Here is a 12,659-nt window from a genome sequence, read left to right as displayed (position 1 = left end):
CATGGCGGGGCGCCCTGAAGAACGTACGGGTGGCAGCGGAAGCGGCGGCGGCATCCCGGACGGCCTGCTGATCGGCCTGCTGGCCTTCCTGCTCGGGCTGACGCTGCTGGCGTGGACGGCCACCGGGCTGGCCGGACTGTTCGCGCACGGTGCCTGGCCGGAGGGGGTAACGCTCCCCGAGACACCTCTGGCGTTGCGCCGGCTCGTCGCCGCACCGCACGACCTTCCGGCCGCCTGGCCGAACACCCCGGCGGGCGAGCTCTCCGGGTACGGGCTCTTCTGGGGCCTGTTCATCGGCGAACTGATGGTGCTGCTGGTGCTGACGGTGTTCGTGCTGGGCGTGGTGGCCCGCTGGCGGGCCGTACGGGCACGGCAGCGGAGCGAGCGGTACGTGGACGCGTACGGGGACGGAGACAGGGACAGGAGCGAGTCCGTACGGTCCCGTCAGCGGCAGGAACCCCGCCGCCAGGCACAGCCCCCCGCAATCTCCGCCACTGCCTCCACCACTGCCCCTGCTCCGGTCCCCGCCGCCGTTCCCATAGAGCACACCCCGGCCGAGACCATTCCGGTCGCCGAAACCGAAGCCGAAGCAAAAGCCGACCCCGCCCACGGAACCGGAACCGGAACCGAAGTGCCCACCCCCGTCCTCCCCCCGCTCCCCTCCCCCCGTGCCCCCCTCGTCGTCTACGGACCGGCCGCGACCCGCCGCCCCACCGTCGTCCAGGCCATCCGCGAAGCCGGCGGCCCCGCGCTCGTCGTCACCTCCGACCCCACCGTCTGGGCCGAGACGAAGGACGCCCGCGCCAAGCTCGGCCCGGTCCTCGTCTACGACCCGGGCCACCTCTGCGACACCCCGGCCCGCCTGCACTGGTCCCCCACCGCGGGCTGCGAACAGCCCGACACGGCCGCCGCCCGCGCCACCGCGCTCCTGGCCCCGGTCCGACCGCAGGCCCGGATCGACGCGGCGACCGCCGACACCGCGGAAACGCTCCTGCAGTGCTGGCTGCACGCCGCCGCCGTCGACGGCCGGCCCTTCCGCCAGGTCCACCGCTGGGCCCTCGGCGGCAGCGCCCACGAACCGGTGCGCCTGCTCCGTACCCACCCCAAAGCGGCCTCCGGGCTCGCCGGCCTGCTGGAGTCGGCGCTGACCGCCCACCCCGAACGCCGCGAAATGGCACAGGAGTTGACGGTACGGGCATTCGGCGCGCTCTCGTCGGTCCACATCCGCGAGGCCTGCACACCGAACCGGGCCGATTCGCTCGCGCTGGAATCATTCGCGGGTGAGGGGGGCACCCTCTATGTGGTGGGTGAACCGATCGAGGACCCCCGCTCGGGACCAGGAGCAATGCCCCTGCTCACGGCACTCGCCTCATACGTGGTCGAGCACGGCCGCCGCATGGCCGCACGGTCAACCGACGGTCGGCTCGACCCACCAATGACGCTCGTCCTCGACGACGTCGCCGCGGTGGCACCCCTCCCCCGGCTCCCGGAGCTGCTGGCGACCGGCCAGGCCATGGGGCTGCCGGCCCTGGCCCTCCTCCGCTCCCAGGAACAGGCCCGCGCCCGCTGGACCCAAGAACTCACCACCTCACCCTGATGGAACGCGCTCCACCGCGTACTCGAGCTCCCGCGCGGACGGGTCACCCGGCACGGGCACCGAGCACCCGGTCGCCACGAACCCGATCCGCCGGTAGAACGCCGCCGCCCGCGCGTTGCCCTCGTGCACATACAGCCGCACCCGTTCGATCCGCGGCTCCGCCAGCGACCGGGCCCAGTCCGTCCCGGCCCGGAAGAGTTCCTCGGCCAGACCCGCACCCCGCGCCCCGGGCCGTACGAACACGCCCACCACATGCGCCTGGTGGACACTGACCGTCTCCCCGAACCGCACCTCCACGTCCGGCCGCTCGATCAGCACGGTGACACCGCCGTCCCACCGCCCGTCCGGCGCGACGGCGACGAACTGCCGCGCGTCACCGCTCCCGGTCCCGGACGCGCCGAGCGCCCGGTCCTGCCAGAACTCGTCGGAGCGGGCCGCGCCCTGCTCGTACGTCTCCAGAAACGCCACAGGTGCGGCCGGATCCCGCAGAGCGGCCAGCCGCAACTCCTTGACCAGGGGCCATTCATCGGCGCGTACGGCTCGAATCACATGTTCCATCCGCCGATCCTGCCCCTGCCGCCCGACCTGCGCAAACATCATTTCCCGCACCGCGTGACGTCGTACCCCGGTACTACGCACACCGCCACGTCCCGCCCCGGGTCCGACGCCTGCCTCGGGCCCGCTCCGTAACGTCGACGGCATGATCAGGGCATACGAACTCACCAAGAAATACGGGGACAACACCGTCGTCCAGGGCCTCGACTTCACGGTCCGGCCCGGCACCGTCACCGGATTCCTCGGCCCGAACGGCGCCGGGAAGTCGACGACCATGCGCATGCTGCTCGGCCTGGACGCGCCCACCCGGGGCCGCTCGACGATCGGCGGACGGGCGTACGCCGCCCACAGCGCACCGCTCACCGAGGTCGGCGCGCTCCTGGAGGCCCGCTCCGTCCACCCCGGCCGCACCGCCTTCAACCACCTCATGGCACTGGCCCACACCCACGGCATCCCGCGCAGCCGCGTCGAGCACGTGCTCGACCTGGCAGGGCTGACCGCGGTCGCCCACAAACGCATCAAGGGCTTCTCCCTCGGCATGGGTCAACGGCTCGGCATCGCCGCCGCGCTCCTCGGCGACCCGGCAACGCTCATCCTGGACGAGCCCGTCAACGGCCTCGATCCGGAGGGCGTGCTGTGGATCCGTAACCTCCTCAAATCCCTTGCGCAGCAAGGCCGTACGGTCCTGGTCTCCTCGCACCTGATGAGCGAGATGGCACTCACCGCCGACCACCTGATCATTGTCGGCCGCGGCCGGCTCCTCGCCGACACCACGGTCGCCGAACTCGTCGCCACGGCCGGTGGCGCCTCGGTCAAGGTCGTCACACCGCAGGCCCGGGCCCTGCGCGACCTCCTCACCGGGCCCGGCGTCGACATCAGCATCGAGATCACCACCGGTCCGGCCGCTTCCGCCGACGAGCTGGAGATCCGCGGCACGGACGCGGCACACATCGGCCGCACCGCGGCCGCCCACGCCATCCCGCTGTACGAACTCACCCCGCAGACCGTCTCCCTGGAGCAGGCCTTCATGGACCTGACCCAGGAGTCGGTCGAGTACCGGATCACCGCCCCCGAACCGACCGGAGTCCTCGCATGACCACCGAAGCCCCCCACCCGGGCCACCGACCGCACCCGGACCAGAGGCGCCCGTACCGGGTCACACCCGCCCGGGTCCTGCGCTCCGAGTGGCACAAACTCCGGTCCCTGCGCTCCTCCTGGATCACTCTGGTCTCGGCGTCCGTCCTGATGCTCGCCGTCGGCGTGGCCATGGGCGCGACGTACACCTCCGACGGCGGCGACTCCGACGTCGACACCGTGGTCCTGGTCCTCTACGGCTCGTTGCTCAGCACGCTGTGCACCGTGGTCCTGGGCATCCTGGTCACCGCGGGCGAGTACTCGACGGGCCTGATCCGCGCCTCGCTCGCCGCGGTCCCCCGCAGGCTCCCGGTCCTGTGGGCGAAGGCGGCGGTCTTCACCGTCACGGTCCTCGCCGTCATGCTCACGACCTCCCTGCTCACCTTCCTCGTCGCGCAGTTCTTCCTCCACGACACCGACCAGGCGGCCTCGCTCGGCGACCCGGGCGTGTTCGGCGCGGTCGTCGGCAACTCCGCGGGCATCACCCTGCTCAGCCTGATCGCGCTCGGGCTCGGCGCCCTGCTCCGCTCGGTGCCGGGGGCGATCGGCGCCTACATCGGCGGCGTGCTGATCCTGCCGGAGGTCCTCTCCATGCTTCCGTACGACGTGGTGGAGAGCGCCATCAAGTACTTCCCCACCCAGGCGGCCGGCGTCCTCGGCTCCGCAACCCCGCTGGAGGGCGATGCCTCCGTGGGCGGCGCCGTGCTCGCCCTGTGCCTGTGGGCCGGGGCGGCCCTGGGCTCGGCCGCCCTGCTGCTGCGTCGACGAGACGCATGACCCCGGGGGCGGCGGGCCGCGAGGATGGACATGTGACGAACGACGACGAGAGCGGGGCTCAGGCCCGGCACAACGCCCCAGGCACCACATCCGGCAACACATCCGGAACCACCCCGCTCACCGGTCACATCCAGCGCCTGCTCCAGCGCGTCCGCGCATTCGACGTGCGACGGCCTGTGGTCTGGGACGGGCTGCTGACCACGTCCTGGATCCTGTTCGCCGTACTCGACGTCACTTCGGGCGGCTGGCGCACGGTGGCCATCGACCCGAATGTGTCCGGGACACTGGTTCTGCTGATGAGCGTGGCCTTCTCCGCACCGCTGCTGTGGCGACGTACGCATCCCCTGGCCGTGCTGGCGTTCATGGCACCGGTCTCGCTGGTGAACGCCTGGTCCGGTGCCGTCATCCAGGCCGCCTTCCTGCAGGAAATCGTCGTCTTCAACATCGCGCTGCGACTGCCCGGTCGGTCCCTGGCGTGGGCGGGCGCCCTGGTGGCCGCCCCGCTCCTGGCCGGCGCGGTCCACCACCCGCACAGCTGGGACCCGCTGACCGTCCCCCACCTCTGGGCGTTCGCGCTCTCGGCGCTGCTCGGGATCGTGGTCCGTACCCGCAAGGAGTACACCGAGGCCCTCGTCGACCGCGCCCACCGGCTGGAGCTGGAACGCGACCAGCAGGCCCAGCTCGCGGCCGCCGCCGAACGGACCCGGATCGCCAGGGAGATGCACGACATCATCGGCCACAACCTGTCCGTCATCACGGGCCTCGCGGACGGCGGCGCCTACGCGGCGGCCAAGAGCCCGGAACGGGCCGCCCAGGCCCTCGAAGCCATCGGCACCACGAGCCGCCAGGCCCTTACCGAACTCCGCCGTCTGCTCGGCGTCCTGCGCGACCACCCCGCCGAGGCGGACCGCACCCCGCAGCCGACCCTGGACGACATGGACGAGCTCCTCACCGGCGTACGGACAGCGGGCCTCCCCGTACGCCTGCACATCCGCGGCACGCCCCCGTCCGCCCCGCCCACCGCGGGGCGGCAGTTGACGATCTATCGGGTGGTGCAGGAGGCTCTGACGAATACGCTGAAGCACGGCGGCACGGACCCGTCGCCGACCGCAGACGTCACTCTGACCTACCGGGCCACCGAACTGGAGGCCGTCATCACGGACACGGGCGCCGCCGCCCGTCACGGCCTCGAGTGCGGCGGACAGGGAATCACCGGGATGCGCGAGCGGGCATCCCTCTACGACGGCACACTCGAAGCGGGCCCGCTGCCGGACTCCGCGGCCGTGACCGGCTGGCAGGTACGACTCCGACTTCCTCTGGAGGACACACCCTCGTGACGACCGTGCTCATCGCGGACGACCAGCCGATGCAACGTTTCGGCTTCCGCATGCTGTTGGAGAGCCAGGACGACATGACCGTCGTGGGCGAGGCCGGCAACGGCCACGAAGCCCTGGGCCTCGTCCAGCAGCATCGGCCGGACGTCGCACTGATGGACATCCGTATGCCGCTCCTGGACGGCATCGAAGCCACCCGCCGCATCGTCAAGACCGGTGCCCGCACCCGCGTCCTCATCGTCACGACCTTCGACCTCGACCGGTACGCGTACGACGGCCTCCGCGCCGGCGCCAGCGGCTTCCTCATCAAGGACGCGCTGCCGGAGGAGCTCCTCTCCGGCATCCGGGCCGTGGCCGGCGGCGACGCGGTGGTGGCCCCGAGCCTCACCCGCCGTCTTCTGGACGCGTACGTCCAGCATCTCCCGAGCGTTCCCGGCGGCCCAGCGACCCTGGACGCACGCATCGCGTCCCTCACCGAGAGGGAGCGGGAAATCCTCACCGTCATCGGCCAAGGCTGGTCCAACACGGAGATCGCCGAACGACTCCACCTCGCCGAATCAACGGTGAAGACGCATGTCACGCGCATCCTCGCCAAGACCGGATCCCGTGACCGCGTCCAGGCGGTCATCCTGGCGTACGACACCCACCTGGTCACCCCCGCCTGACAGCAGGCCGGTAGAACGGCAGAAAACGCTCGGAACGCAGAAAAGCCCCGTGCCACAAGGGCACGGGGCTTTCCACAATGATTGTTCGGCGGCGTCCTACTCTCCCACAGGGTCCCCCCTGCAGTACCATCGGCGCTGAAAGGCTTAGCTTCCGGGTTCGGAATGTAACCGGGCGTTTCCCTAACGCAATGACCACCGAAACACTATGAAATTAACCAACACCGGAAAAACACGGCCGTTCGTTATTTCAGAACTAACACAGTGGACGCGAGCAACTGAGGACAAGCCCTCGGCCTATTAGTACCAGTCAGCTCCACCCGTTACCGGGCTTCCACATCTGGCCTATCAACCCAGTCGTCTACTGGGAGCCTTAACCCCTCGAAGGGGGTGGGAATACTCATCTCGAAGCAGGCTTCCCGCTTAGATGCTTTCAGCGGTTATCCTTTCCGAACGTAGCCAACCAGCCATGCCCTTGGCAGAACAACTGGCACACCAGAGGTTCGTCCGTCCCGGTCCTCTCGTACTAGGGACAGCCCTTCTCAATATTCCTACGCGCGCAGCGGATAGGGACCGAACTGTCTCACGACGTTCTAAACCCAGCTCGCGTACCGCTTTAATGGGCGAACAGCCCAACCCTTGGGACCGACTCCAGCCCCAGGATGCGACGAGCCGACATCGAGGTGCCAAACCATCCCGTCGATATGGACTCTTGGGGAAGATCAGCCTGTTATCCCCGGGGTACCTTTTATCCGTTGAGCGACAGCGCTTCCACAAGCCACTGCCGGATCACTAGTCCCGACTTTCGTCCCTGCTCGACCCGTCGGTCTCACAGTCAAGCTCCCTTGTGCACTTACACTCAACACCTGATTGCCAACCAGGCTGAGGGAACCTTTGGGCGCCTCCGTTACTCTTTAGGAGGCAACCGCCCCAGTTAAACTACCCATCAGACACTGTCCCTGATCCGGATCACGGACCCAGGTTAGACATCCAGCACGACCAGAGTGGTATTTCAACGACGACTCCACAACCACTGGCGTGGCCGCTTCAAAGTCTCCCACCTATCCTACACAAGCCGAACCGAACACCAATATCAAACTGTAGTAAAGGTCCCGGGGTCTTTCCGTCCTGCTGCGCGAAACGAGCATCTTTACTCGTAGTGCAATTTCACCGGGCCTATGGTTGAGACAGTCGAGAAGTCGTTACGCCATTCGTGCAGGTCGGAACTTACCCGACAAGGAATTTCGCTACCTTAGGATGGTTATAGTTACCACCGCCGTTTACTGGCGCTTAAGTTCTCAGCTTCGCCGACCCGAAAGTCAGCTAACCGGTCCCCTTAACGTTCCAGCACCGGGCAGGCGTCAGTCCGTATACATCGCCTTACGGCTTCGCACGGACCTGTGTTTTTAGTAAACAGTCGCTTCTCGCTGGTCTCTGCGGCCACCCCCAGCTCGGAGAGCAAGTCTCCTCACCAGTGATGGCCCCCCTTCTCCCGAAGTTACGGGGGCATTTTGCCGAGTTCCTTAACCATAGTTCACCCGAACGCCTCGGTATTCTCTACCTGACCACCTGAGTCGGTTTAGGGTACGGGCCGCCATGAAACTCGCTAGAGGCTTTTCTCGACAGCATAGGATCATCCACTTCACCACAATCGGCTCGGCATCAGGTCTCAGACTATGTGCACGACGGATTTACCTACCGTGCGTCCTACACCCTTACCCCGGGACAACCACCGCCCGGGCTGGACTACCTTCCTGCGTCACCCCATCGCTTACCTACTACCACCTTGGTTCATCGGCTCCACCACTACCCTCAACTCCGAAGAGATCGGGCCGGCTTCACGGACTTAGCATTAATGGGCTCAGTACTGGGCGTTTCAAAGCGGGTACCGGAATATCAACCGGTTGTCCATCGACTACGCCTGTCGGCCTCGCCTTAGGTCCCGACTTACCCTGGGCAGATCAGCTTGACCCAGGAACCCTTAGTCAATCGGCGCACACGTTTCTCACGTGTGTATCGCTACTCATGCCTGCATTCTCACTCGTGAACCGTCCACAACTCGCTTCCGCGGCTGCTTCACCCGGCACACGACGCTCCCCTACCCATCCGTACTCCCGTTGGGGATACATGTACGAATGACACGACTTCGGCGGTACGCTTGAGCCCCGCTACATTGTCGGCGCGGAATCACTTGACCAGTGAGCTATTACGCACTCTTTCAAGGGTGGCTGCTTCTAAGCCAACCTCCTGGTTGTCTCTGCGACTCCACATCCTTTCCCACTTAGCGTACGCTTAGGGGCCTTAGTCGATGCTCTGGGCTGTTTCCCTCTCGACCATGGAGCTTATCCCCCACAGTCTCACTGCCGTGCTCTCACTTACCGGCATTCGGAGTTTGGCTAAGGTCAGTAACCCGGTAGGGCCCATCGCCTATCCAGTGCTCTACCTCCGGCAAGAAACACACGACGCTGCACCTAAATGCATTTCGGGGAGAACCAGCTATCACGGAGTTTGATTGGCCTTTCACCCCTAACCACAGGTCATCCCCCAGGTTTTCAACCCTGGTGGGTTCGGTCCTCCACGAAGTCTTACCTCCGCTTCAACCTGCCCATGGCTAGATCACTCCGCTTCGGGTCTTGAGCGTGCTACTGAAACGCCCTGTTCGGACTCGCTTTCGCTACGGCTTCCCCACACGGGTTAACCTCGCAACACACCGCAAACTCGCAGGCTCATTCTTCAAAAGGCACGCAGTCACGACTGCATGTGCAAGCACATACAGCGACGCTCCCACGGCTTGTAGGCACACGGTTTCAGGTACTATTTCACTCCGCTCCCGCGGTACTTTTCACCATTCCCTCACGGTACTATCCGCTATCGGTCACCAGGGAATATTTAGGCTTAGCGGGTGGTCCCGCCAGATTCACACGGGATTTCTCGGGCCCCGTGCTACTTGGGTGTCTCTCAAACGAGCCGTCAATGTTTCAGCTACGGGGGTCTTACCCTCTACGCCGGACCTTTCGCATGTCCTTCGCCTACATCAACGGTTTCTGACTCGTCTCACGGCCGGCAGACCGTGAAAGAGAGATCCCACAACCCCGCATGCGCAACCCCTGCCGGGTATCACACGCATACGGTTTGGCCTCATCCAGTTTCGCTCGCCACTACTCCCGGAATCACGGTTGTTTTCTCTTCCTGAGGGTACTGAGATGTTTCACTTCCCCTCGTTCCCTCCACACTGCCTATGTGTTCAGCAGCGGGTGACAGCCCATGACGACTGCCGGGTTTCCCCATTCGGACACCCCCGGATCAAAGCTCGGTTGACAGCTCCCCGGGGCCTATCGTGGCCTCCCACGTCCTTCATCGGTTCCTGGTGCCAAGGCATCCACCGTGCGCCCTTAAAAACTTGGCCACAGATGCTCGCGTCCACTGTGCAGTTCTCAAACAACGACCAGCCACCCATCACCCCGCTCCGAAGAACAGGTTCACTGGGGCCGGCAACTGAAGGCGACCATACGGCCGTACCCTCAGATACCCAACAACGTGCCCGACCCGATCCCCCAGAATTCATGTTCCACGCCGAAGCAGTACTAATGATCCCTGAAGAACCGTGCCGAATAGTCAACGTTCCACCCATGAGCAACCACCGTCGGACATTTGCCGACGTAGTGGCCTCTGACCAGGCAAGCCTGGTGAGAAGTGCTCCTTAGAAAGGAGGTGATCCAGCCGCACCTTCCGGTACGGCTACCTTGTTACGACTTCGTCCCAATCGCCAGTCCCACCTTCGACAGCTCCCTCCCACAAGGGGTTGGGCCACCGGCTTCGGGTGTTACCGACTTTCGTGACGTGACGGGCGGTGTGTACAAGGCCCGGGAACGTATTCACCGCAGCAATGCTGATCTGCGATTACTAGCAACTCCGACTTCATGGGGTCGAGTTGCAGACCCCAATCCGAACTGAGACCGGCTTTTTGAGATTCGCTCCGCCTCGCGGCATCGCAGCTCATTGTACCGGCCATTGTAGCACGTGTGCAGCCCAAGACATAAGGGGCATGATGACTTGACGTCGTCCCCACCTTCCTCCGAGTTGACCCCGGCAGTCTCCTGTGAGTCCCCATCACCCCGAAGGGCATGCTGGCAACACAGAACAAGGGTTGCGCTCGTTGCGGGACTTAACCCAACATCTCACGACACGAGCTGACGACAGCCATGCACCACCTGTACACCGACCACAAGGGGGGCACCATCTCTGATGCTTTCCGGTGTATGTCAAGCCTTGGTAAGGTTCTTCGCGTTGCGTCGAATTAAGCCACATGCTCCGCTGCTTGTGCGGGCCCCCGTCAATTCCTTTGAGTTTTAGCCTTGCGGCCGTACTCCCCAGGCGGGGAACTTAATGCGTTAGCTGCGGCACCGACGACGTGGAATGTCGCCAACACCTAGTTCCCAACGTTTACGGCGTGGACTACCAGGGTATCTAATCCTGTTCGCTCCCCACGCTTTCGCTCCTCAGCGTCAGTAATGGCCCAGAGATCCGCCTTCGCCACCGGTGTTCCTCCTGATATCTGCGCATTTCACCGCTACACCAGGAATTCCGATCTCCCCTACCACACTCTAGCCTGCCCGTATCGACTGCAGACCCGGGGTTAAGCCCCGGGCTTTCACAACCGACGCAACAAGCCGCCTACGAGCTCTTTACGCCCAATAATTCCGGACAACGCTTGCGCCCTACGTATTACCGCGGCTGCTGGCACGTAGTTAGCCGGCGCTTCTTCTGCAGGTACCGTCACTCTCGCTTCTTCCCTGCTGAAAGAGGTTTACAACCCGAAGGCCGTCATCCCTCACGCGGCGTCGCTGCATCAGGCTTTCGCCCATTGTGCAATATTCCCCACTGCTGCCTCCCGTAGGAGTCTGGGCCGTGTCTCAGTCCCAGTGTGGCCGGTCGCCCTCTCAGGCCGGCTACCCGTCGTCGCCTTGGTAGGCCATCACCCCACCAACAAGCTGATAGGCCGCGGGCTCATCCTTCACCGCCGGAGCTTTCAACCCCGTCCCATGCGGGACAGAGTGTTATCCGGTATTAGACCCCGTTTCCAGGGCTTGTCCCAGAGTGAAGGGCAGATTGCCCACGTGTTACTCACCCGTTCGCCACTAATCCACCCCGAAGGGCTTCATCGTTCGACTTGCATGTGTTAAGCACGCCGCCAGCGTTCGTCCTGAGCCAGGATCAAACTCTCCGTGAATGTTTTCCCGTGATCGGGACAACACAACACGAGAGCGGAACGACCGGACGGAATAAGACCGGTCGTTCACAGCGTCCTCGCTGTGTAATTGCCTACCGGGTCAGTGACCCCGTAGGACTTTCAAAGGAACCTCCAACCTGCCGAAGCAGGCCGGGGTATCAACATATCTGGCGTTGACTTTTGGCACGCTGTTGAGTTCTCAAGGAACGGACGCTTCCTTTGTACTCACCCTCTCGGGCTTTCCTCCGGGCTTTTCCCTTCGGTCTTGCGTTTCCGACTCTATCAGACTCTTTCGTGTCCGATTCCCGGTCGAAGCGGGCCCTGCTTCGCTTTCCAGTTCTTCGCTTTCGCGTTTCCCCTTCCGGCGAGTCCGACTCTATCAGATCCTTTCGGGCCTGATTCCCAGTCAGCGGGGTTTGTCTTCCCGGCCGTTGGGCCGTTCCGACGTCCGAACTCTAGCGGATTTTCCCGGCGACTCATAATCGAGTCTTCGAAATCAATTTCGGCATGCCGAAATTGCCCCGAATGGGAGATCGTGCTGAGTTTGGTTGCCGCATTCGCGGCGGGATCGGCTGTCGCAGAACCGTTTCCGGCTCCGTGACAACTCGAAGAACCTTACGGATCGAGGTGGGGTGTGTCAACCTCGCCAGGTCAAGCCCTTTTCCCACGTGTCGGACACGGGTTCAGTCCAGGTCCGTGAGGCGGCCGCCGGCGTCCGGCTGGGCGTGCTCCACGCGACGCAGGAGGCGGATCAGCATGTCGCCGAGGCCTCCGCGTTCATCACCCGTGAGGTCCTGGAGCAGGTCCTCCTCGAAGTCGGTGGCCATGCGCATCGCCTCCAGCCACTTCGTACGGCCCTCGTCGGTCAGCTCGACGATCACGCGCACCCGGTTGTTCTCGTCCCGGTCGCGGGTGACCAGGCCCTCGCCCGCCATGCGGTCGATGCGGTGGGTCATCGCCGCCGGGGTGAGGCCCAGGCGCTTGGCCAGCTCTCCCGGACCCAGGCGGTACGGGGAGCCGGCCAGGACCAGGGTTTTGAGGACCTCCCACTCGGCGTTGCTGATGCCGAGGGCGGCGAGCTGGCGTCCGTACGCCACGTTCATCCGGCGGTTCAGCCGACCCAGGGCCGAGACGACCTGCTCGACCTGGGGATCCAGGTCCCGGAATTCGCGCTGGTAGGCGGCGATCTGCTCGTCGAGGCTCGGCTCCTGTGGTCCGGGCTGCTCGGTGGTGTCAGGCATGGCGGGCAGTATGGCACGCCCTCCAAAGCCATCGAAGTCCTTCGAGCTGTATTGTTGATGTTCTAACTTTAATGCTAAAGTCTTCGGGTTCGAGTCGTTCGGATGGCTCGACATGTCGCTTCGAGACCT

The 12,659-nt window shown here is 64.7% G+C and carries 7 protein-coding genes and 3 rRNA genes; 5 read left to right on the top strand and 5 right to left on the bottom strand.

The genetic code is table 11. From position 1 onward, the window contains the following. Window position 1: 1 nt before the first annotated feature. The gene (locus OG978_RS21830; protein WP_326766829.1) at window positions 2-1,597 is read left to right on the top strand and encodes a type IV secretory system conjugative DNA transfer family protein; all 1,596 of its coding nucleotides are present in this window, start codon (window positions 2-4) and stop codon (window positions 1,595-1,597) included. Here OG978_RS21830 and OG978_RS21825 read toward each other — a convergent pair. Beyond that, window positions 1,589-2,155 (bottom strand): GNAT family N-acetyltransferase, encoded by a 567-nt coding sequence (locus tag OG978_RS21825; RefSeq protein ID WP_326766828.1) that lies wholly within the window; start codon window positions 2,153-2,155, stop codon window positions 1,589-1,591. The genes OG978_RS21830 and OG978_RS21825 overlap by 9 nt on opposite strands. 142 nt (window positions 2,156-2,297) lie before the next feature. On the opposite strand from OG978_RS21825, the gene OG978_RS21820 reads away from it, so the two are divergent. Genes OG978_RS21820 through OG978_RS21805 form a run of 4 tightly spaced genes read left to right on the top strand, consistent with a single transcriptional unit; the run spans window position 2,298 to window position 6,062 of the window. Continuing rightward, window positions 2,298-3,248 carry an ATP-binding cassette domain-containing protein gene (locus OG978_RS21820; protein ID WP_326766827.1) on the top strand — a complete coding sequence of 317 codons (951 nt, stop codon included), beginning with the start codon at window positions 2,298-2,300 and terminating at the stop codon, window positions 3,246-3,248. Continuing rightward, entirely contained in the window at window positions 3,245-4,063 is an 819-nt protein-coding gene (locus OG978_RS21815; protein ID WP_326766826.1) for an ABC transporter permease, read from the top strand. Before OG978_RS21820 ends, OG978_RS21815 begins: the two co-directional genes overlap by 4 nt. After that, the gene (locus tag OG978_RS21810; RefSeq protein ID WP_442817725.1) at window positions 4,060-5,400 is read left to right on the top strand and encodes a sensor histidine kinase; all 1,341 of its coding nucleotides are present in this window, start codon (window positions 4,060-4,062) and stop codon (window positions 5,398-5,400) included. The genes OG978_RS21815 and OG978_RS21810 overlap by 4 nt, the downstream gene beginning before the upstream one ends. Beyond that, entirely contained in the window at window positions 5,397-6,062 is a 666-nt protein-coding gene (locus OG978_RS21805; RefSeq protein WP_326766824.1) for a response regulator transcription factor, read from the top strand. The genes OG978_RS21810 and OG978_RS21805 overlap by 4 nt, the downstream gene beginning before the upstream one ends. An 83-nt stretch (window positions 6,063-6,145) precedes the next feature. Here the strand turns inward: OG978_RS21805 and rrf are convergent. The 4 genes from rrf to OG978_RS21785 all read right to left on the bottom strand — a co-directional run bounded on the left by rrf (window position 6,146) and on the right by OG978_RS21785 (window position 12,530). Continuing rightward, window positions 6,146-6,262 (bottom strand): 5S ribosomal RNA (gene rrf / locus OG978_RS21800). A gap of 77 nt (window positions 6,263-6,339) precedes the next feature. Then, a 23S ribosomal RNA gene (locus OG978_RS21795) occupies window positions 6,340-9,465 on the bottom strand. A gap of 298 nt (window positions 9,466-9,763) precedes the next feature. Beyond that, a 16S ribosomal RNA gene (locus OG978_RS21790) occupies window positions 9,764-11,289 on the bottom strand. The 16S, 23S and 5S rRNA genes sit together here, the layout of an rRNA operon. A gap of 683 nt (window positions 11,290-11,972) precedes the next feature. Further along, window positions 11,973-12,530 (bottom strand): MarR family winged helix-turn-helix transcriptional regulator, encoded by a 558-nt coding sequence (locus tag OG978_RS21785; RefSeq protein ID WP_072488604.1) that lies wholly within the window; start codon window positions 12,528-12,530, stop codon window positions 11,973-11,975. Between the last annotated feature and the right edge of the window lie 129 nt (window positions 12,531-12,659).

Source organism: Streptomyces sp. NBC_01591 (genome assembly GCF_035918155.1).
Lineage (GTDB): Bacteria > Actinomycetota > Actinomycetes > Streptomycetales > Streptomycetaceae > Streptomyces.
The sequence above is the reverse complement of the archived record's forward strand: the minus strand, read 5'-3'. Positions and strand labels throughout refer to the sequence as shown.

Bases quoted from the DNA above. Each gene is read 5' to 3' on its own strand.
- OG978_RS21830 (WP_326766829.1), top strand. From the start codon at position 2: ATGGCGGGGCGCCCTGAAGAACGTACGGGTGGCAGCGGAAGCGGCGGC.
- OG978_RS21825 (WP_326766828.1), bottom strand. From the start codon at position 2,155: ATGGAACATGTGATTCGAGCCGTACGCGCCGATGAATGGCCCCTGGTC.
- OG978_RS21820 (WP_326766827.1), top strand. From the start codon at position 2,298: ATGATCAGGGCATACGAACTCACCAAGAAATACGGGGACAACACCGTC.
- OG978_RS21815 (WP_326766826.1), top strand. From the start codon at position 3,245: ATGACCACCGAAGCCCCCCACCCGGGCCACCGACCGCACCCGGACCAG.
- OG978_RS21810 (WP_442817725.1), top strand. From the start codon at position 4,060: ATGACCCCGGGGGCGGCGGGCCGCGAGGATGGACATGTGACGAACGAC.
- OG978_RS21785 (WP_072488604.1), bottom strand. From the start codon at position 12,530: ATGCCTGACACCACCGAGCAGCCCGGACCACAGGAGCCGAGCCTCGAC.